Source organism: Neoaquamicrobium sediminum, assembly GCF_013240295.1.
Lineage (GTDB): Bacteria > Pseudomonadota > Alphaproteobacteria > Rhizobiales > Rhizobiaceae > Aerobium > Aerobium sediminum.
The window spans coordinates 1480326-1497929 of the sequence record NZ_JABETK010000001.1; the positions used below are offsets into that span (position 1 = coordinate 1480326).

The following is a 17604-nucleotide window of genomic DNA, read 5'->3' on the forward strand; positions in this document are numbered from 1 at the left end:
ATGCCGTCCGTTCAGGAATGCTTTGCTCAGCATTGACTTAGCTGAAGGGCATACCGCATCTTGGCAATCAATCCACCAAAAATAGTCGTCCACCCGCACCCGGCCCGATTGTCGCGAAAGCGGGACAGGCGTAGATTTGGCGCATCGGCTGGAGTGGCAGCACAGGCCGAACGCTATTGCGTTGCGATCAAACGGCCTCGACCATCGGAGGGGCAAACGGTCGCCCCTGCTGCAATTTGGGGAACATCATGCCATTTCTTGCTACACTCTATTTTCGTACGGCCATCCTTTTCCTCATTATAGGTATCGGTATCGGCCTCCACATGTCGATTTCGGGCAATCACGGGGTCATGGGCGCGCACGCCCATCTCAACCTGCTCGGCTGGGTGACTTCGGCGCTGTTCGGCACGTACTACGCGGTCAATCCGCTCAAGGCCGCCGGCAGGCTGCCCTTGCTGCAATACGCCATCTACGTGATCGGCATCGTGATCATGATCCCGGCGCTCTACGTCCTGCTTGCAGGCAATCCGGGTGCGGAGCCTATCGTGGCCATGGGGTCGCTGATCGTGTTTGCCGGCGTTCTGCTGTTCGGCTGGATCATCTTCAGCGGGGACGGTGTCGCCAGGGCAACAGGCATGCGCCAGCCGGCAGAGTAGCCACGCCGCCGCGCAGGGCATTCAATGCTGTCTTCGGCTACGCCGCGTCGCGGACCTGATAGTCCTTGATCGCGGCGAAGCGGATTTGTTTCCACCGTTCGGCCTCATAGTTGAGGCCGAATTCGTGCGGGGCCAGGAAGACGGGATCGCCGTCGAGATCGCGGGCGATGTCGCCGCGATGCGCTTCGACGAAACGCTCGAGCTCCGCGCGGCTATCGGCCGAAATCCAGCGGCAGACGGTGAAGCGCGCCATCTCGAAGTCGACGGGCAGTCCGTATTCGACGTTCAGGCGCTCCTTGAGCACGTCGAGCTGCAGTGCGCCGACGACACCGACCATGGCGGGCGAGCCATCGTCGGGCGAAAAGAGCTGGACGACCCCTTCCTCGGCCATCTGCTGCAGGGCTTCCTTCAGCTTCTTTGCCTTCATCGGGTCGCCGAGCCGCACGCGGCGCAGGATTTCCGGCGCGAAGTTCGGAACGCCGCGGAACAGGATTTCCTGCCCTCGGTCAGCGTATCGCCAATGCGCAACGTGCCGTGATTGGGGATGCCCACAACGTCCCCGGCATAGGCCTCGTCGGCGGTGATGCGCGATCGTGCGAAGAAGAACTGCGGCGCGGACAGGCTCATCGCCTTGCCGGTGCGTACCAGCTTGGCCTTCATCCCGCGCTGCAGCGTGCCCGAGCACACGCGCACGAAGGCGATGCGGTCGCGGTGGTTGGGGTCCATGTTGGCCTGAATCTTGAAGACGAAGGAGGTCATCTTGCCCTCGGTCGCCTCGACGCGGCGTGAATCGGCTTCCTGGGCGCGCGGTGCAGGGGCCCATGCGCCCAGCGCCTCGATCAGGTCACGCACACCATAATTGCGCAGCGCCGAGCCGAAGAAGACCGGCGTCAGGTGTCCTTCGCGGAATGCGGCAAGATCGAACGGCCGGCAGGCCTCGCGCGCCAGCTCCAGCTCCTCGATGAAGGCCGGCCGCTCGTTTTCAGGCAGCAGCCCGGCGACGCGATTGGAGTCTGGACCGTTGACCTTGGTGCGCTCGACCTCGTCGTCGCCGCGCCGGACGGCATTGTCTGCAAGGTGGTAGGTACCGGAGAAGGTCTTGCCCTGGCCGATGGGCCAGGTGATCGGCGCGGTGTCGAGCGCCAGCTTCTGCTCGATCTCGTCAAGGATCTCGAAGGTGTCGCGTGCCTCGCGGTCCATCTTGTTGACGAAGGTGACGATCGGGATGTCGCGCAGCCGGCAGACCTCGAACAGCTTCAGCGTGCGCGGCTCGATGCCCTTGGCGGCGTCGATGACCATGACGGCAGAATCCACCGCCGACAGCGTGCGGTAGGTATCGTCGGCGAAATCCTCGTGGCCCGGCGTGTCGAGCAGATTGTAGACGTTGTCGCCATATTCGAACGTCATCACCGAGGTGACGACGGAGATGCCGCGTTCGCGCTCGATCTTCATCCAGTCGGAGCGCGTCTGGATCTTGTCCTTCTTGGCCTTCACCTCGCCGGCGAGCTGGATCGCGCCGCCGAACAGCAGCAGCTTTTCAGTCAGCGTCGTCTTGCCCGCGTCGGGGTGCGCAATGATTGCGAAGGTGCGGCGGCGCGACACCGCCTTTTCGATCGTTTCGGCCATGTGAAGAGGTTCCTTCGGTCGGCGGGCTTATAGCTGCGGCGTCGAGCCATGTCGAGAAAAGCCGACTGCACTTTTCATCGGGCTGTCATCAATCTGTGTGGCCGGCCGGGTAGGCAAACACGACAAGCTCCGGCGTACGCGCCGAGCTTCGTTGCAAGCCACCGGATGAGAAGGGAGCAAGCCATGACCGATACAAGACAGGAAAGACCGACATTCGACGAGTGGGACGAGATCAATTTCCCGCGCCCCGAGGAAAACGAGTTCGACCGCGTTGTGGAACGGGCGATCTCGCGGCGCGGTTTTCTGGGCGGCGTGCTCGCCTTCGGATCGGGCGCGGCCGTCATGGGGGCCGGCATTCTCAATTCCGTTCCCGCTCGCGCCGCACAGGATTCGCGCTTTGCCTTCAAGCCGATCCCGATTTCCACCGACAACACCGTGCATGTGCCGGAGGGCTATCGCTGGCAGCGCCTGGTAAGCTGGGGCGACCCGCTGTTTTCCGGCGTGGCCGAGCTCGATCACGCAACCGGCGGTTCGCCAGCAGACGCGGAAAAGATCTTCGGCGAGAACACGGACGGCATGGAGCTGTTTATAATCGGCGGCAAGCAGGTCATCGCGGTCAACCACGAATACACCAATAACGACGTCAACCTGCCCGGGGCCACGGACGGCGTACCACGCGACGCGCAGGACGTGTTGAAGCTGCAGAACCTGCAAGGGGTTGCCGTCTTCGAGATCAGCGAAACCGACGGCAGCTGGTCCGTGGTCAAGGACAGCCCGTTCAACCGTCGCATCACGCACAACACGCCGATGCGCATCGCGGGGCCGGCCGCAGGCCACGACCTGATGAAGACCGAGGCCGATCCGACCGGCACCGAAAGCCTTGGCACCTTCAACAATTGCGGTTCCGGCAGGACACCCTGGGGACCTATCTGACCTGCGAGGAAAACTTCAACGGCTATTTCGGCGCCACGGGGAGACGCAGCTCGAAGGGCTGACCGCCGAAGGCTACAAGCGCTACGGCATTGCCGCGGAAGGCTGGGGCTACGACTATCACAAATGGGATGGGCGCTTCGACACGTCGAAGAACCCCCACGAACCGCACCGCGCCGGCTGGATCGTCGAGATCGACCCTACCGATGCGGCAAGCACGCCTGTAAAGCGCACCGCGCTCGGCCGCATCAAGCACGAGAACGCGGCGGCGACGCTCGCGCCCGACGGTCGTGTGGTCGTCTATATGGGCGACGACGAGCGCGGCGAGTTCATCTACAAATTCGTCTCGCGCGACATCTATGTGCCGGGCGGCGACACCTCGACGCTGCTGGACGAAGGCCAGCTTTACGTTGCCCGCTTCGACGATGACATGACCGGCAAATGGATTGCCCTGACGCCGGAAGCAACCGGCATGTCGGCTGCCGAAATCGCCGTCTTCACCCGGACTGCCGGCTCCCGGGTCAACGCGACGACGATGGACCGGCCGGAATGGGTCGCGATCAACCCGCTCGCCTGCGAAGCCTATTGCGCGCTGACAAACAACAGCCGCCGCGGCGTCAGGGCCAATGCGGGCGGTGACTGGACGCCCGTCGGCGGGCCGAACCCGCGCGAGGCCAACGAATACGGCCAGATCGTGCGCTGGCGCCCCGCCGATGACGACCATGCGTCGGACACGTTCGAATGGGACCTCTACGTCATGGCCGGCAACCCGACCGTCCACGAGGGACCCTATGCGGGCTCCGAGAACGTCAACGAAGGCAACCTCTTCAACTCGCCCGACGGCATGGCGATCGATTCCACCGGTCTGATCTGGATCCAGACCGATGGCGACGATTCCAACGAAGGCCACTTCGCAGGACAGGGCAACAACCAGATGCTGGCCGGCGACCCGGTCACCGGGCGTATCGAACGGTTCCTGACCGGCCCGAACGGATCCGAGGTGACGGGTCTTTGCTGGTCGGCGGACAGGCGCACGATGTTCGTCGGCATCCAGCATCCGGCCGCACCCTTCCCGGACGGCGAGGGCAAACTGCCGCGCTCCTCGATCATCGCGATCAAGCGTGAAGACAACGCCCCCGTCGGCTGACCGGAACACGCCATGGGCGCGTTATGAAACGCGCCCATGGAGCCTTCGCTGAATCAAATCGCCAGATCAAACCCGCCTTCGGCCACCGTGTCGCCGTTCAGCATCAGCTCCACCTTGTGGAAACCTGCATTGTGGGTGCGGGTGGTGAAGTCGCGGATTGTCTGGGAGATGGACAGCGGCTGCGTCGCACCTGGCTCGAGCGCGAAGGTCTTGAGCTTGAAGACCTTGCGCGAGGCGGCACCGTTCTTCTTCACATAATGAACGGCATAGTCGGCAACGACCTGCTGCGTCTCGCGCGCCTGCGAAACGACGGTCGCGGCAATTGTCAGGCGGTCGCCCAACGCAAGGCGCACCGGCGCAACTGAAAAACCCTCGATCCGGGCCTCAACCTTCTCGGCCGCCCCAACCAGCGCCAGCGCAGAGCGGTCGCCCTTCTTGATCAGGGTGCGCAGGGCCTGCCTGACGATCCATCGCGTGCGTTCGTCCTCCTGCGGCCAGCCTGCCAATTTATCGACAAGCCAGGCCGGATGGTCCTTGCTGATGTCGTTGAGGTGGTTGGCGACGGATTTGCGAACGTAGAGGCTTGGATCGCTCTTCAACGCCTCCAGGATCGGCCATGTGAGCGACGGGTCCGCGACGATCGGCCGGAGCTGGAACGACCATGGCAGGCGCGGCCGCGCCCCTCGCTGGCTAGCCTGCGGACGTGTTCGTTCCCGTCGAGCGACCATTCCCGCATCATCGACAACGTGCGGTGAAGGTCGTGTTGGAGGAAATGCCGGATCGCGAACTCGGCCGAGCCATACCGGGTGAACAGCTTCAACGCGTCCATCGAGCGATCGAAATCCTCGAGGCCCCGCACGATGACGAATTCACACAGTGTGATCGATGCAAAGCCATGCCCGATACGCGGCGCGAGTGCCGAGAGAATTTCCAATGCCCGCTCATAGTCGGACGGCAGCGTCGCCGCGAAAGCGTCCGCCGCCAGCCGCATGCGCTGCATGATGCCGAGATCGTCGAGCCCGGTGGTGGCGAGCGTCTCGAACCGATCCGCATCGAAATCCGGCCAGATGGTCTTCGTATCCTCGGCGAACCGGCGCATGCGCGCGCGGTCGAATATTTCCTTCAGCGCGGCGGCAGCCGGTTGATCGCTCACGTAAGCACCCGTGTGTTTCGTCAGATGCCGCGACCATAGACGCTACTCCCTGACGGATGATGTCAGGAGGTGACGAAATCCACAGCACCTTGCACGATACGCAGATGTCAGCCGAACACTGACCAGCCCATGCGCTCGGCCAACTGCTCCAGCGCGAGCGTGCCGAGAAGCGAATTCCCGTTGTCGTCCAGTCCCGGCGACCACACGCCGATGGATGCAACACCAGGTGCGATAGCCAGAATGCCGCCGCCGACGCCACTTTTCGCCGGCAGGCCAACCCGGAAGGCGAACTCGCCCGATCCGTCATACTGCCCGCATGTCAGCATCAGCGAATTGACGCGGCGTGCCAGCATTCGCTGCTGGTCGGTCGGTTTGTCGCCGCCGTCCATCAAGTAGCGGCCGGCGAGCGCGAGCTGTCGCGCAGAAAGGGCGATCGCGCACTGGCTTACATAAGGCTTCATCACCGCCTCGACCTCGTGGTTGAGGTTGCCGAACGACTTGCACAGATTGGCCATGGCGCGGTTGTTGAATCCGGATGAGGATTCCTTGTCGAACACCTTGCGGTCGATACTGACATCCTCGCCGATCTGGTCCGCAAGGAATTCTCGCACCGTCTTGTGCGTATCGCTCTTTGCCGAAATGTCGAGCAGCATGTCCGACACGACGATCGCGCCGGGGTTGATGAACGGATTGCGCGGAATGCCCTTCTGTCGCTCCAGATCGACGATGGAATTGAACGGATCGCCGGACGGTTCGCGGCCGACCCGTTTCCAGACCTCGTCGCCGAAAGCCTGCAACGCAAGCGTGAGCCCGAAAACCTTGGAGATGCTCTGTATGGCGAAGGGCTCGTCGGCGTCGCCGCCCGCGGCCGTGGCGCCACCGGCGGTGACAATGGCTATTCCGAAGCGGTCGGTATCGATCTCTGCAAGGCCCTCGATGTGGTCTGCGGCCTTGCCGAAGCGTTCAATCACGCCCATGCGGCCGACGACTTCCTCGACCGCGCTTTCGAGTTCCTTGATTTCGACTTTCACGCCGCGCTTCGCCATTGCCTTCTCCGGTTGGTCCGGAGCGCAACGCGCAGCGCGGCGTTTCGATCCGTCAGGCGGGGAGCCCCTCCGCCCGGAGCGCCGCCTGTACGGCAGGGCGCGCCTCCACCCTGGCAGCGAAATCCAGGAGCCGACCATCGACTTCGTAACCGAAATCGCGCGCCCAGCGCACCATCACGTAGAACAGCGCGTCCGCGCCGCTGAAGACGTCGCCGAACAGGTAGTCGCCCTCGATCCGCCCGGCCAGATAGGTGAGACGGGCAACGATCGCCTCCCGCGCAGCCTGCTTTTCAGTCTCGGCGGGCGAGAACATCGAGCGCATGAACGGCCGATGGACCTCGGTGGCGAGAAAGGCGAGCATCTCGATATTGCGCGCCCGTCCGAGCGGACCGGGAGGAGTGAGCGCTGGAGTCTGGTCCGACACCCAGCCGATAATGGCGACGTTCTCCGTCAGCACGGAGCCGTCATCGAACTCGAGGGCCGGTACATAGCCTTTGGGATTGATCACGGTGAAATCGTCACCGTGCTCGGTCGTGCGTGTGCGCAGGTCGACCTTTACCGGCTCGACGGTGATACGAGCCTCGGCCAGCGCGATGTGATCGGCAAGGCTGCAGGCGCCGGGGGTGAGATAGAGCTTCATCATGCCGCCCTGCCGCTTTCGAGATAGGTTTCGAGGCCGTCCAGCGATTCGTTCCAGCCCTCCGCATGGCCATCGCGCGATGCATCGCTGAGGAAGAACGCCTGATGGAACGTCAGCCGGGTCTTGCCGTCTTCGACCGGCTCGAGGGTGATCGTCACCACCGTCTCGTGTTCGCTGTTGCCGGCCTCATCCTGCCAGGCGTGCGTGAAGACGATCTTCTCCGGGGGCGTGAGTTCGCGGTAGACGCCGCCGACCCAGTGGTCGGTGCCGTCCGGCGCACGAAGGCAGGAGCGGTAGCTGCCGCCAGGCCTGACATCGGCTTGTGAATGCGGAACGGTGAAGCCTTTCGGGAAGAACCAGTTCTTCATGTGCTCTTCCTGCGTCCAGCAGGCGTAGACCAGCTCGCGGGGCGCATCGAGGACCCGCTTGATCGTCAGTTCGGGCCGGGCTTGGGCTTGTGTCGAGGCATTCATCAGCGGTCTCCCTTCTGGATTTCCTTGAGGTAGTCGTCGAGCTGGTCGAGGTTTTCTTCCCAGTAGCGCCGGTAGTCTTCCAGCCATCCGGCGAGGTCGCGCAGCGGATCGGGGCGTAGGCGACGGGGCCGGAACTGCGCTTCGCGTCCCTGCTCGACCAATCCCGCCCGCTCCAGAACCCGCAGATGCTTGGACACGGCCGGCATGCTCATCTGGAATGGTTCCGCCAGTTGCGAAACCGTTGCCTCGCCACGCGACAGCCTGGCGAGGATGGCCCTGCGCGTCGGATCGGCGAGGGCTGAAAGCGTGAGGCTCAGGGGATCGTTTGGCATCTATTGAACCATCTGGTTACTTAACTTTCTGGTTCAATACATTTCGCGACCTGTAGAGTCAACCCCCTGTCAGTCACCGCAGGAAAAAGGCTCCCAAGGCACCCCTCCGGGCCGCCTCGGACTTCAAGGTCGTTCAGCAGAGCCCGTGACGACCCACCCAGGAGGCAATGGCCTTGCCGATCGCTGCCGGCTGATCCTCCGGGCACACATGACCGGCCAGCCCGCACCGCTCGATCTCCAGAGACGCGATGTTCTGTCGGGCCCAATCGGTCATCCTGGGTCCGATCATCAGCGTTCCTTCCTCGCCTTCGAAGGTCAGCAGCAGTTTTGGCGTGTCGGAAGAATCCGCCAGCCAGGCATCGTAGGCGACGATTCGCTCTATCGTGTCGGCGGGTTCGCCCTCGATCGGTATCTCGCGCGGCCAGGCGAGCAGCGGACGCCTGCTCTCGCGCGTCGCGTAAGGCTTTCGGTAGACGTCGTGATCCTCCGGCGATAGCCCGCTGCGGACGGTCAATTTCAGTGCCTGCTCAATGAAGAAGTTCTCGTCGAGCACCTTGGCCTCGCCCGTGCCCTCACCGCGCAGCGTCTCGTATCGGGCACGATGCGCGCCTGGAAAATCGGCCCAGGTCATGGGTCGCAGGATCGTTTCCATCAGAACGATGCCGGCGACGCGGGACGGGTTGCTGGCGGCCCAATCCATGGCGAGCGCGCCACCCCAGTCGTGCCCGACCAGAACCACCCTGTCCAAATCCATCGTGTCGAACCAGGCATCGAGGTAGGCAGCATGGTCGGCGAAACGGTATGCGATTTCGGGCTTACCGGACTGCCCCATCCCTATCAGATCGGGGGCAATAGTGCGCACCGGCGCATCGATATTGGCGATGACGTTACGCCAGACATGAGAGGAGGTCGGATTGCCATGCAGGAACACCAGCGGCACACCGGCTCCCGCATCTCTGTAGAAAATCGTTGAGCCAAGGACAGGCAGGACAGGCATGGGTTTATTCCTTCTGTTCGATTTGGTAAGGTGCCTGTCTATATCCGTTTAGACAGGCGCCTGTCAATATGCCCGATAGCTCATCCTCTGCGCCGCGATCCATCGGCGTGCTTCTGCGTCTCGCCCATCAACAATTTTCGTCCGCCGTCGACGGCGCACTGGCGGAGCAGGGTTTCGGAGACATCCGCCCGCACCACGCCAATGTCTTCACCTTCGTGCCGCCTGAAGGCATTCAGGTATCGGACCTCACGCTGAAGGCAGGTGTGCGCAAGCAGACGATGGCCCAAGCCGTGGAAGAGCTGGAGGCGCTTGGTTATGTCGAGCGACGGCCGCACCCCACCGACAGGCGGGCGCGCCTCGTAATGCTGACCGAGCGCGGGAAGCAGATTCGGCCGCTGGCGATGGCTACCGGACAACGCGTAGAAGAAGACTGGGGCAAGCGCCTGGGGCAACAACGATTGGAAGCCCTGCGCTCCACCCTTGAGCAAATCCTCGACGTCTCCGAGGATCGCTAACGCGAACCGTCAGCCGGCTAGAGCGAGCGAGGCCACAGCCGGCGCGAAGGGGCGAACGCTCATGCCTGCACGCGTCATCGTCACGAAGCTGCCTTCAGGCACCGGCGCCCATTGGGGTCCGTCGCGATCGAACGGCTCGGAAACGAGACAGCGGCCCGACCCGCCGCGCAGTTCCCCCGCATAGAGGGTCGGCGCGGTGCCGATCGTCGCATAGCGTATCGCATAGAGCGTTTCGCCATCGGCGAAGGCTGCCGTCAGCTTCAGGGCAGATTCCATCGCCGCCTGACCGGCAGCGGCCACGACATGCGCAACCGCGCGTGTGGCAGCGCCGTGCGGATCGGTTTCAAGGCCCTCGGCCAGCATCAGCAGGAAAAAGAGTTCCGAATCGGTGGTGCCATGCAGTTCCGCGTAGAGCGCGTCGGGCAGGCTTTCTTCCAGCCGGCGGCGGATACGCTCGAAACCGCCGATCTGGCCGTTATGCATGAACGACCAGCGGCCTGAAACGAAGGGATGGCAATTGTCGCGGCTGGTCGCACCGCCGGTCGAGGCGCGCACATGCGCGAGGAACAGCCCGGACCGTATCTGCCGGCACAAGCTTCTCAAATTGCAGTCGGACCAGGCTGGGAGGACGTCGCGATAGCGGCCGGGCTCCGGCCGCTCGCCATACCAGGCTAGGCCGAAGCCATCGCCATTAGTGGCCGTCTTGGCTTCCAATGCCTGATGGCTTTGGGCGATCAGCGAATGGCAGGGTGCCGCTACAACGTCTTCCAGGAAGACGGGATCACCGAGATAGGCCGCCCACCGGCACATTGCTGTTGCTTCCCCTGTTGTGTGTACGCTCGTAGAGTTCGCGCACGATCCTCGACGCCGTAGTCTCGAACAGAAACGGCAAGAAAGCGTGAACGAGGGCCGCGCCGGCCGCCATGAACAGCCGCGAGGCAAACCACGCGGCAAAGGCCATATGGCCGAAATAGGTCTCGCCGACCGTTTCGGGATGGGCGGTGAAGATGCGGGCGACGCGGCTGGCCATGGACTGTTCCCCTGTAGTTCGAGCCGGTTCATGATACCGCCCACGGCCAAGGGGAAATCCCAATCTGTCCTTGTCTTGTCTTCCATCATGGGACATTGTCCCGAGATGAAGCATGATATCGATACGATTGACCGGCGCCTGCTCGCCGAACTGCAACGCGATGCGACGCTGACCGTCGACCAGCTCTCGGAGCGGCTGAACCTGTCTCGAAACGCCTGTTGGCGGCGCGTCAAGATATTGGAGGAGAAAGGCGTCATCACCGGGCGCGTGGCGCTGGTTGATGCGGACAAGCTTGGGCTGGGGCTGTCCGTCTTCGTGATCCTGCGCACCTCGCATCACGATCCGGACTGGCTGAAGCGGTTTCGCGACGCGGTCACTTCTTTCCCGGAGATCACTGGCGTCTATCGCATGTCGGGCGATCTCGATTACGTGCTGCGCGCCCGCGTGGCCGACGTGAAGGCCTATGACCGGCTCTATCAGCGCCTGATCGCCAAAGTGCCTTTGGATGATGTCTCCGCGTCATTCGTTATGGAGGAGATCAAGGACACCACGATCGTGCCTGTCGAGGTGCGGTAGCGCCGAAAAGCGCTGGAAAGGGTACTGCGTCGATTGACCAGAGCGGCATGCCCCGCCATAGCATGCGCGTCATGAAGCCCGCTCCCGACACCCGCTCCGCACCAGTCCTCGGCATCGTCCGCATGCCGCATTCGCAGGGGCTGGCGCTGCCAGCCTATGAAAGCGACGGCGCGGCCGGCATGGACTTGCGCGCCGCGGTGCCGGAAGACCGTCCGATGATATTGCTGCCGGGCCGGCGGGCGCTGGTGCCGACAGGGCTGATCTTCGAGATTCCTGCCGGCTACGAAGGACAGGTGCGGCCCCGCTCCGGCCTCGCGTTCAAGCATGGCATCACCTGCCTCAACACGCCGGGAACCATCGACAGCGACTATCGCGGCGAGGTTCAGGTGCTGCTCGTCAATCTTGGTCACGAGGACTTCGCGATCGAGCGCGGCATGCGCATCGCGCAGCTTGTCCTCGCGCCCGTCAGCCACGCGGTGATTGAGGAGCGCGATCTGGCCGAGGAGACGGCAAGGGGTGCTGGCGGTTTCGGCTCGACGGGTACTAAATGAGCGCAGTTACGCACACGCCGCCGGGCCTCGTCATCTTCGATTGCGACGGCGTTCTGGTGAACACAGAGGAGCGGGCCAACCGGGTGCTCGCCGAATGGTTCTGCGCGGCGGGACATGACGTCACCTACGAATACTGCCGGCGCGTCTATTCAGGTCGCAGCATGAAGAGCGTGCAGGAAGAGATCGAAGCCGGCGACTATCGGCTGGGCTTCGATCTCACCGAACGGTGGTATGGCTCGCTTGACGAGATTTTCGGCGCCGGCGTCGACGCCATCCCCCATATCGAGCACGTGGTAGATACGCTTCGCGCACGCAACGTACCCTGGTGCGTAGCCTCGTCCGCCAGGCTCGAGAAGATGCATCTGACGCTCGGCTCCACGGGTCTGCTTCCCCATTTCGGGCACGCGCTTTACAGCTCGACCATGGTGGAGCGCGGCAAGCCGTTTCCCGATCTCTTTCTCCATGCTGCACGTGAGATGGGCTTCGAGCCTGCAAGCTGCGTGGTGATCGAAGACAGCGTGCCGGGCACCCAGGCGGGTGTCGCGGCGGGCATGCGTGTCTTCTCCTATCATGCCGACCCGATGTCGGATCGCGAGGCGCTTGCTGCAGCCGGCGGCTTACCATTCGACGACATGCGCGAACTGCCGCGCCTGCTCGGTCTCGCCTGACCGTTTCGGCAACGCGCAAGTGGCCAAAAAATCTTGAACGATTGATAGCGTCGCGCGTTCTTCAAGCGGAGCGGGGGATAACTGGAGGCGAGAATGCCAACTATCCCTGAATCACGCATCATGATCCTTGCAACCAACGGTTTCGAGCAGTCGGAACTTGAGGTGCCGCTGGAAAAACTGCGGAACGCCGGCGCAACGGTCGATGTCGTTTCTATCGAGAACGGCGAGATTACCGGCTGGGAAAAGAAAGACTGGGGTTCGGCCGTCAAGGTCGACCGGACCCTGAGCGACGCTCGGGTTGAAGACTATGACGCGCTGGTGCTGCCGGGCGGACAGATCAACCCTGACGTGCTGCGCACCGAAAAGGCGGCAGTAGGGTTCATTCGCGATTTTCATGCGACCGGAAAGCCTGTCGCGGCGATCTGCCATGCACCGTGGCTGCTGATTGAAGCCGGTCTGGTGAACGGGCTGAGAGCCACATCCTACCACTCGATCCGGACCGACATGGAAAATGCCGGCGCGCGCTGGGAAGATTCCCAGACGGTGCGTGACGGCAATGTGATAACCGCCCGCAAGCCTGACGATCTGGAAGCGTTTACGGCGGCCATCGTGGAAGCAGTGGAAACCGGTTCCGGGCAGCGCGCGGCGGCAGAATGACGAGGTTCGGCCGCTGAGTAGCGGATCAGTCTCGCGGCCGGGCAAGGCGGCGCTGGCGCCCTTACGGGCTGCCGCGCCGCTTTCTTTTCGTTCCCCAAGCGCAAACGCCCATGTCAGGATGGTGCCGCTGGCCCAATTGCGAGCCTTTGCTGACGCGTCGTCGGCGACCTAACGTGGCCCTCGCGGCAAGCCAGCGGAGGATCTCGTGAGCAAGGCGGAAGAATTCAGACGGCTGCACGACGGCCCGGGCGCCTTCGTCATCCCAAACCCATGGGATATAGGCACAGCCAAGCTGCTGGCCGATATGGGCTTCAAGGCGCTCGCCACCACGAGCGCGGGCTACGCGTTCTCGCGCGGCCTGCCCGATGGCGGCGTCGACTTCGAAACGATGCTCGCACATTGTCGCGAACTGGTGGAAGCCGTCGACTTGCCGGTCTCTGCAGACCTCGAGAAAGGCAAGGGCGACAGCCCGGAAGATGCCGCGGAAACGATCAGGCGCGCTGCGTCCACGGGACTGGCCGGATGTTCGATCGAGGATTCCACCGGCGACCCGGACAGGCCGATCTTCGAATTCTCGCATGCCGTGGAACGCGTCGCGGCGGCCGTTGAAGCGGCCCGCGCGCTTGGGCACGAGTTCGTCTTCACCGCGCGTGCGGAGAATTTTCTCTGGGGCCGCCCCGATCTCGACGACACGATCCGCCGGCTGCAGGCATTCGAGAAGGCCGGCGCCGATGTGCTCTACGCTCCCGGCCTCTCAGACATCGCCGGCGTGAAAACCGTCTGCACAAGCGTCGGCAAGCCGGTTAACGTTCTGGCGGTGCCGGGTTTTTCCGTCGCCAGCCTGTCGGAAGCAGGTGCCCGGCGCGTCTCGGTCGGTTCCAAGCTTACAACGGTAGCCTTTGGCGCCGTCGAGGCCGCGGCGAAAGAGATGCTCGAAGACGGCACCTTCGAATATGCACGTCACGCAATGTCGTTCGCCAAGCTTCAGGCGATGTTCTCGAAAGGGCGCTGATGCCGGGCAGCTTGCGCGTTGTCGACATGCATACCGGCGGCGAGCCGTTGCGGATCGTTACCGACGGCTATCCGCCGCTGCCGAAAGGCACGATCCTCGAAAAGCGCGCCTTCGTGCGCGACAATCTCGATCATCTGCGCCGCCTCCTGATGTTCGAGCCTCGCGGGCACTTCGATATGTATGGGGCGCTGCTTGTCGAACCAGACCTGCCGGACGCCGACCTCGCGGTGCTGTTCATGCACAATGAGGGCTATTCGACGATGTGCGGCCACGCCATCCTGGCGCTGGGCCGCTATGCGATTGACCAGGGGCTGGTCGCGAAGACCGAGCCCGTGACCGTGGTCAATATCGAATGCCCCTGCGGACTAGTGAGGGCCGAGGTGGAAGTCGACAACGGCCGCGCCGGCGCTGTCTCGTTCGAAAGCGTACCGTCCTTCCTCTTCGCATCGGACTGCCAGGTCGAAGTATCCGGTTATGGCACCATCCGGTTCGACATCGCCTATGGCGGCGCGTTCTACGCCTTGGCCGACTGCCGGCAGTTCGGGCTTGAATTCGGCCGCGATTCCGTTCGTGAATTCGCCGATGCCGCTGCGGCGCTCACCGAAAGCGCGAAGGCCGCCGTGCCGCTTTCACATCCGGACCATGGAGACCTCGCGTTCCTCTACGGCTCGATCCTGACGGATGGCGGCGATGGATCGGGCGGGCACCCGACGAAAAATGTCTGCGTCTTCGCCGACAGCCAGGTCGACCGGTCGCCGACGGGTTCCGGCGTCACGGCGCGACTTGCCGCGATGCACGCCAAGGGAGAAGCGGCGGTGGGCGAGACGCGCACTTTCGAAAGCATCGTCGGCTCGCGCTTTGAGGGAACCGTCGCCCGGTCGACCAAGGCCGGGCACATGGATGCCGTGACCGTGCGCGTGTCCGGCCGTGCCTTCTACAGCGGACGCGCTGAATTCGTCGTCGAGGATGACGATCCGCTAGGCGCCGGCTTCATCGTGCGCTGATCGCGGGCTGGCGGGAGCAGCACGCATCTGCGACCAGGCGAAGGCTGCGACGAAGACCAGCGTCATCAAGACCACGATGGTCGGCGCGGGCGCGCTGTCAATGAAGAACGACAGATAGACGCCCAGGAACGCGCAGCCGACCGCGACCGAAACGGCAACCGCCAGCATGGCCTCGAACCGGCGGGTCACGAGAAACGCAATCGCGCCCGGCGCTATCAGCATGGCGATAGCCAGGATGATGCCGACTGCCTTGAGCGCGCCGACAATGGTCAACGACAGGACGGCCAGAAGCCCATAGTGGTAGAACCGCACCGGGAGGCCGATAGCGCGGGCGTGCTGGGCGTCGAACGCGTGCAGAAGCAGGTCGCGGCGCAGCAGGCCGACGAAGCCGAGCGCTATCAGCGCGATGACGCCTGTTTCGGCAACATCGCCCCAGGTCACGCCCAGGATGTTGCCGAACAGCACATGCAGCAGGTGCAGTTCGCTCTCGATCATCGAAAACATGACGATGCCGAGGCCGAACATTCCGGAGAACACGACACCCATGACGGTGTCCTCCTTGACGCGGCTGTTTTCCCTCAGGAAACCGACTGCGAGCGCGCAGAACATGCCCGCGCCGAAGGCACCGATTGCTAGCGGCAAACCGGCAACATAGGCCAGCACGACGCCCGGCAGCACCGCGTGGCTGATAGCATCGCCCATCAGCGACCAGCCCTTGAGGATCAGGAAAGATGACAGCAGCCCCATCGGTGCTGCCACCAGGATCGCAATCACAAAGGCCTGCTGCATGAACGGGAACTGGAAAGGCAGAAGCAGCGTATCGATCATCGCACAGCCTCGATCGCGGCCCTTGCCTGCCTGCGGGCCGCAAGCAGCCCATGCTTCGGCGCGAAGAAAAACGCAGCGAGGAAAATCAGCGTCTGCAGCACCACGATGATGCCGCCCGTCGCGCCGTCGATGAAGTAGCTCGCATAGGCGCCGACGAAGCTCGTCAGCGAACCGATCGCGACACTTGTGACGATCAGGCGTGGAAAGCGGTCGGTCAAAAGATACGCCGTCGCGCCCGGCGTCACGACCATTGCGATGACGAGGAAGGCACCGACCGTCTGCAGCGCAGCGACCGTACAGGCCGAGAGCAGCGTGAAGAACAAGACGCGCAGCAGCCCGGGCCGCAGACCGATCGACCTTGCATGGTTCTCGTCGAAGAAGGTGACCATCAGGTCCTTCCATTTGGCGACGAGAATCGCCAGCGAGACGCCGGCGATGATGACGAGCTGCAGCGTGTCAGCCGGCGTCACCGCAAGGATGTTGCCGAGCACGATGGTCTGGATGTTCACCGAAGCCGGCGACAGCGACACCATGAAGAGGCCGATGCCGAAGAAGGAGGTGAAGATAAGCCCGATTACTGCATCCTCGCGCAGTCGTGTCTGGGTGGTCAGGAACAGCATGGCACAGGCGGCAAGCCCACCGGAAAAGAATGCGCCCACGGCGAAGGGCAGCCCCAGCATATAGGCGCCCGCCACACCGGGAACGATGGCATGCGAGAGCGCGTCGCCGATCAGCGACCAGCCCTTCAGCATCAGATAGGCCGACAGAAAGGCGCATACGGCGCCGACCAGCGCCGACACCCACATGGCGTTGACCATGTAGCCGTATGAAAACGGCTGAAAGAGCAGTTCGCTCATTGGGGGTCATCCCCGCGTGCGGCGGCATTGTCCTCCGCGTCGGCAGGGCCACTGCTCGACTGCGCCTTGTCGCCGTAAAGCACGAAGGGCCGCTCGTCGTCGGTCAACACCGTCAATTCGCGCCCGTCCTCGTCGTCGTGCAGCACCGGACCGCCGAGGACGAAATGGCGCAGGACGCCGCCGAAAGCTGCCTCCAGATTGGGCCGAGTGAAGACTTCGTTCGTCGGGCCGGCGGCCAGAATGGTGCGGTTGAGCAGCACCGCGCGGTCGCAGAATTCGGGGACCGAGCCGAGATTGTGTGTCGAGACCAGCATCACGCGGCCCTCGTCGCGCAGAGAGCGCAAAAGGGCGATGATCGCCTCCTCGGTGGTGACATCGACACCGGTGAACGGCTCGTCGAGCAGGATCACCTGCCCCTCCTGCGCCAGCGCGCGCCAGGAAGACGCGTTTCTTCTGGCCACCGGAAAGCTCTCCGATCTGGCGCTTGCGGAAGCCGGACATGCCGACACGCTCCAGCGCTTCGTCGACCATGCGCCGGTCGTTCGCCGAAGCGATGCGCAGAAAGTTCATGTGGCCGTAGCGGCCCATCATCACAACGTCCTCGACAAGGATCGGGAAGTTCCAGTCGACCTCCTCGGCCTGCGGGACATAGGCGACGACGTTGCGGCGCAGGGCACGGCCGGCCGGCTCGCCCATGATCGAGACGGAACCGGCGGCCAGCGGCACAAAACCCATGATCGCCTTGAACAGCGTCGACTTGCCGCTGCCGTTGACGCCGACGAGTGCCGTGATGGTGCCGCGCGGGATCGAGAAGCCGGCATCGACCAGCGCCGCCTGGCCGTTGCGGTAGGTGACCGTTACATTCCTGACGTCGAGGCCGGCGCTTGACGCACCGGCCTGCATGGA

Annotated in this window: 19 protein-coding genes and 3 pseudogenes; 9 read left to right on the top strand and 13 right to left on the bottom strand. The window is 63.6% G+C overall.

Features of this window, described 5'->3' with window-relative positions; genetic code table 11:
• Window positions 1-248 precede the first annotated feature (248 nt).
• On the top strand, window positions 249-656 hold the full coding sequence (locus tag HK436_RS07115; protein WP_173188411.1) for a hypothetical protein: 408 nt from the start codon (window positions 249-251) through the stop codon (window positions 654-656).
• A 37-nt stretch (window positions 657-693) separates the two neighbouring features.
• On the opposite strand, the pseudogene HK436_RS07120 reads toward HK436_RS07115, so the two are convergent.
• Window positions 694-2282: pseudogene (locus tag HK436_RS07120) on the bottom strand (peptide chain release factor 3).
• Between the two features lie 183 nt (window positions 2283-2465).
• Between HK436_RS07120 and HK436_RS33445 the strand changes: the two are divergent.
• A pseudogene (locus HK436_RS33445) lies at window positions 2466-4359 on the top strand (PhoX family protein).
• A 53-nt stretch (window positions 4360-4412) separates the two neighbouring features.
• Here HK436_RS33445 and HK436_RS33450 read toward each other — a convergent pair.
• From HK436_RS33450 to HK436_RS07155, 7 genes are all read right to left on the bottom strand, one after another.
• Window positions 4413-4958, bottom strand: a complete 546-nt coding sequence (locus HK436_RS33450) for a YhaZ family DNA alkylation repair protein (RefSeq protein ID WP_376769134.1) — start codon at window positions 4956-4958, stop codon at window positions 4413-4415.
• On the bottom strand, window positions 4955-5512 hold the full coding sequence (locus HK436_RS33455) for a hypothetical protein (protein ID WP_376769135.1): 558 nt from the start codon (window positions 5510-5512) through the stop codon (window positions 4955-4957). The genes HK436_RS33450 and HK436_RS33455 overlap by 4 nt, the downstream gene beginning before the upstream one ends.
• A 107-nt stretch (window positions 5513-5619) precedes the next feature.
• Window positions 5620-6558 carry a glutaminase gene (locus tag HK436_RS07135; RefSeq protein WP_173188412.1) on the bottom strand — a complete coding sequence of 313 codons (939 nt, stop codon included), beginning with the start codon at window positions 6556-6558 and terminating at the stop codon, window positions 5620-5622.
• 52 nt (window positions 6559-6610) lie between these two features.
• A complete protein-coding gene (locus HK436_RS07140; RefSeq protein ID WP_244648592.1) occupies window positions 6611-7201 on the bottom strand; it encodes a glutathione binding-like protein in 591 nt (196 codons plus the stop codon).
• Window positions 7198-7671 carry an SRPBCC family protein gene (locus HK436_RS07145; RefSeq protein ID WP_173188413.1) on the bottom strand — a complete coding sequence of 158 codons (474 nt, stop codon included), beginning with the start codon at window positions 7669-7671 and terminating at the stop codon, window positions 7198-7200. Before HK436_RS07145 ends, HK436_RS07140 begins: the two co-directional genes overlap by 4 nt.
• Entirely contained in the window at window positions 7671-8003 is a 333-nt protein-coding gene (locus HK436_RS07150; RefSeq protein ID WP_173188414.1) for an ArsR/SmtB family transcription factor, read from the bottom strand. The genes HK436_RS07145 and HK436_RS07150 overlap by 1 nt, the downstream gene beginning before the upstream one ends.
• A gap of 133 nt (window positions 8004-8136) precedes the next feature.
• On the bottom strand, window positions 8137-9042 hold the full coding sequence (locus tag HK436_RS07155) for a haloalkane dehalogenase (protein WP_312860574.1): 906 nt from the start codon (window positions 9040-9042) through the stop codon (window positions 8137-8139).
• A gap of 26 nt (window positions 9043-9068) precedes the next feature.
• Between HK436_RS07155 and HK436_RS07160 the strand changes: the two genes are divergently transcribed.
• The gene (locus tag HK436_RS07160) at window positions 9069-9515 is read left to right on the top strand and encodes a MarR family winged helix-turn-helix transcriptional regulator (RefSeq protein WP_173188416.1); all 447 of its coding nucleotides are present in this window, start codon (window positions 9069-9071) and stop codon (window positions 9513-9515) included.
• Window positions 9516-9524: 9 nt separating this feature from the next.
• On the opposite strand, the gene HK436_RS07165 is transcribed toward HK436_RS07160, so the two are convergent.
• On the bottom strand, window positions 9525-10325 hold the full coding sequence (locus tag HK436_RS07165) for a class II glutamine amidotransferase (RefSeq protein WP_173188418.1): 801 nt from the start codon (window positions 10323-10325) through the stop codon (window positions 9525-9527).
• A complete protein-coding gene (locus tag HK436_RS07170) occupies window positions 10297-10545 on the bottom strand; it encodes a DUF6356 family protein (RefSeq protein WP_173188420.1) in 249 nt (82 codons plus the stop codon). Before HK436_RS07170 ends, HK436_RS07165 begins: the two co-directional genes overlap by 29 nt.
• Before the next feature lie 105 nt (window positions 10546-10650).
• On the opposite strand from HK436_RS07170, the gene HK436_RS07175 reads away from it, so the two are divergent.
• The 6 genes from HK436_RS07175 (at window position 10651) to HK436_RS07200 (ending at window position 15013) form a co-directional block, all read left to right on the top strand.
• Window positions 10651-11121 carry an Lrp/AsnC family transcriptional regulator gene (locus tag HK436_RS07175; RefSeq protein WP_173188422.1) on the top strand — a complete coding sequence of 157 codons (471 nt, stop codon included), beginning with the start codon at window positions 10651-10653 and terminating at the stop codon, window positions 11119-11121.
• A gap of 71 nt (window positions 11122-11192) precedes the next feature.
• On the top strand, window positions 11193-11672 hold the full coding sequence (gene dut, locus HK436_RS07180; RefSeq protein ID WP_173190007.1) for a dUTP diphosphatase: 480 nt from the start codon (window positions 11193-11195) through the stop codon (window positions 11670-11672).
• Window positions 11669-12340 carry an HAD family hydrolase gene (locus HK436_RS07185; RefSeq protein ID WP_173188424.1) on the top strand — a complete coding sequence of 224 codons (672 nt, stop codon included), beginning with the start codon at window positions 11669-11671 and terminating at the stop codon, window positions 12338-12340. The genes dut and HK436_RS07185 overlap by 4 nt, the downstream gene beginning before the upstream one ends.
• Before the next feature lie 93 nt (window positions 12341-12433).
• Window positions 12434-12997 carry a type 1 glutamine amidotransferase domain-containing protein gene (locus tag HK436_RS07190; RefSeq protein ID WP_173188426.1) on the top strand — a complete coding sequence of 188 codons (564 nt, stop codon included), beginning with the start codon at window positions 12434-12436 and terminating at the stop codon, window positions 12995-12997.
• A 205-nt stretch (window positions 12998-13202) separates the two neighbouring features.
• The gene (locus tag HK436_RS07195) at window positions 13203-14009 is read left to right on the top strand and encodes an isocitrate lyase/PEP mutase family protein (RefSeq protein ID WP_173188428.1); all 807 of its coding nucleotides are present in this window, start codon (window positions 13203-13205) and stop codon (window positions 14007-14009) included.
• The gene (locus tag HK436_RS07200; RefSeq protein WP_173188430.1) at window positions 14009-15013 is read left to right on the top strand and encodes a proline racemase family protein; all 1005 of its coding nucleotides are present in this window, start codon (window positions 14009-14011) and stop codon (window positions 15011-15013) included. Before HK436_RS07195 ends, HK436_RS07200 begins: the two co-directional genes overlap by 1 nt.
• Here HK436_RS07200 and HK436_RS07205 read toward each other — a convergent pair.
• The 3 genes and pseudogenes from HK436_RS07205 to HK436_RS07215 form a co-directional block, all read right to left on the bottom strand.
• Window positions 14987-15841, bottom strand: a complete 855-nt coding sequence (locus HK436_RS07205; RefSeq protein ID WP_173188432.1) for a metal ABC transporter permease — start codon at window positions 15839-15841, stop codon at window positions 14987-14989. The two genes, HK436_RS07200 and HK436_RS07205, sit on opposite strands and share 27 nt — an antisense overlap.
• The gene (locus HK436_RS07210) at window positions 15838-16698 is read right to left on the bottom strand and encodes a metal ABC transporter permease (protein ID WP_173188434.1); all 861 of its coding nucleotides are present in this window, start codon (window positions 16696-16698) and stop codon (window positions 15838-15840) included. Before HK436_RS07210 ends, HK436_RS07205 begins: the two co-directional genes overlap by 4 nt.
• Window positions 16695-17601 (bottom strand): annotated as a pseudogene (locus HK436_RS07215) (manganese/iron ABC transporter ATP-binding protein). The gene HK436_RS07210 and the pseudogene HK436_RS07215 overlap by 4 nt, the downstream one beginning before the upstream one ends.
• Between the last annotated feature and the right edge of the window lie 3 nt (window positions 17602-17604).

What these genes read in the sequence shown, in the direction of transcription:
- HK436_RS07115 (WP_173188411.1), top strand. Translation starts at nt 249, where the DNA reads ATGCCATTTCTTGCTACACTCTATTTTCGTACGGCCATCCTTTTCCTC.
- HK436_RS07135 (WP_173188412.1), bottom strand. Translation starts at nt 6,558, where the DNA reads ATGGCGAAGCGCGGCGTGAAAGTCGAAATCAAGGAACTCGAAAGCGCG.
- HK436_RS07140 (WP_244648592.1), bottom strand. Translation starts at nt 7,201, where the DNA reads ATGATGAAGCTCTATCTCACCCCCGGCGCCTGCAGCCTTGCCGATCAC.
- HK436_RS07145 (WP_173188413.1), bottom strand. Translation starts at nt 7,671, where the DNA reads ATGAATGCCTCGACACAAGCCCAAGCCCGGCCCGAACTGACGATCAAG.
- HK436_RS07150 (WP_173188414.1), bottom strand. Translation starts at nt 8,003, where the DNA reads ATGCCAAACGATCCCCTGAGCCTCACGCTTTCAGCCCTCGCCGATCCG.
- HK436_RS07160 (WP_173188416.1), top strand. Translation starts at nt 9,069, where the DNA reads ATGCCCGATAGCTCATCCTCTGCGCCGCGATCCATCGGCGTGCTTCTG.
- HK436_RS07165 (WP_173188418.1), bottom strand. Translation starts at nt 10,325, where the DNA reads ATGTGCCGGTGGGCGGCCTATCTCGGTGATCCCGTCTTCCTGGAAGAC.
- HK436_RS07170 (WP_173188420.1), bottom strand. Translation starts at nt 10,545, where the DNA reads ATGGCCAGCCGCGTCGCCCGCATCTTCACCGCCCATCCCGAAACGGTC.
- HK436_RS07175 (WP_173188422.1), top strand. Translation starts at nt 10,651, where the DNA reads ATGAAGCATGATATCGATACGATTGACCGGCGCCTGCTCGCCGAACTG.
- dut (WP_173190007.1), top strand. Translation starts at nt 11,193, where the DNA reads ATGAAGCCCGCTCCCGACACCCGCTCCGCACCAGTCCTCGGCATCGTC.
- HK436_RS07185 (WP_173188424.1), top strand. Translation starts at nt 11,669, where the DNA reads ATGAGCGCAGTTACGCACACGCCGCCGGGCCTCGTCATCTTCGATTGC.
- HK436_RS07190 (WP_173188426.1), top strand. Translation starts at nt 12,434, where the DNA reads ATGCCAACTATCCCTGAATCACGCATCATGATCCTTGCAACCAACGGT.
- HK436_RS07200 (WP_173188430.1), top strand. Translation starts at nt 14,009, where the DNA reads ATGCCGGGCAGCTTGCGCGTTGTCGACATGCATACCGGCGGCGAGCCG.
- HK436_RS07205 (WP_173188432.1), bottom strand. Translation starts at nt 15,841, where the DNA reads ATGATCGATACGCTGCTTCTGCCTTTCCAGTTCCCGTTCATGCAGCAG.
- HK436_RS07210 (WP_173188434.1), bottom strand. Translation starts at nt 16,698, where the DNA reads ATGAGCGAACTGCTCTTTCAGCCGTTTTCATACGGCTACATGGTCAAC.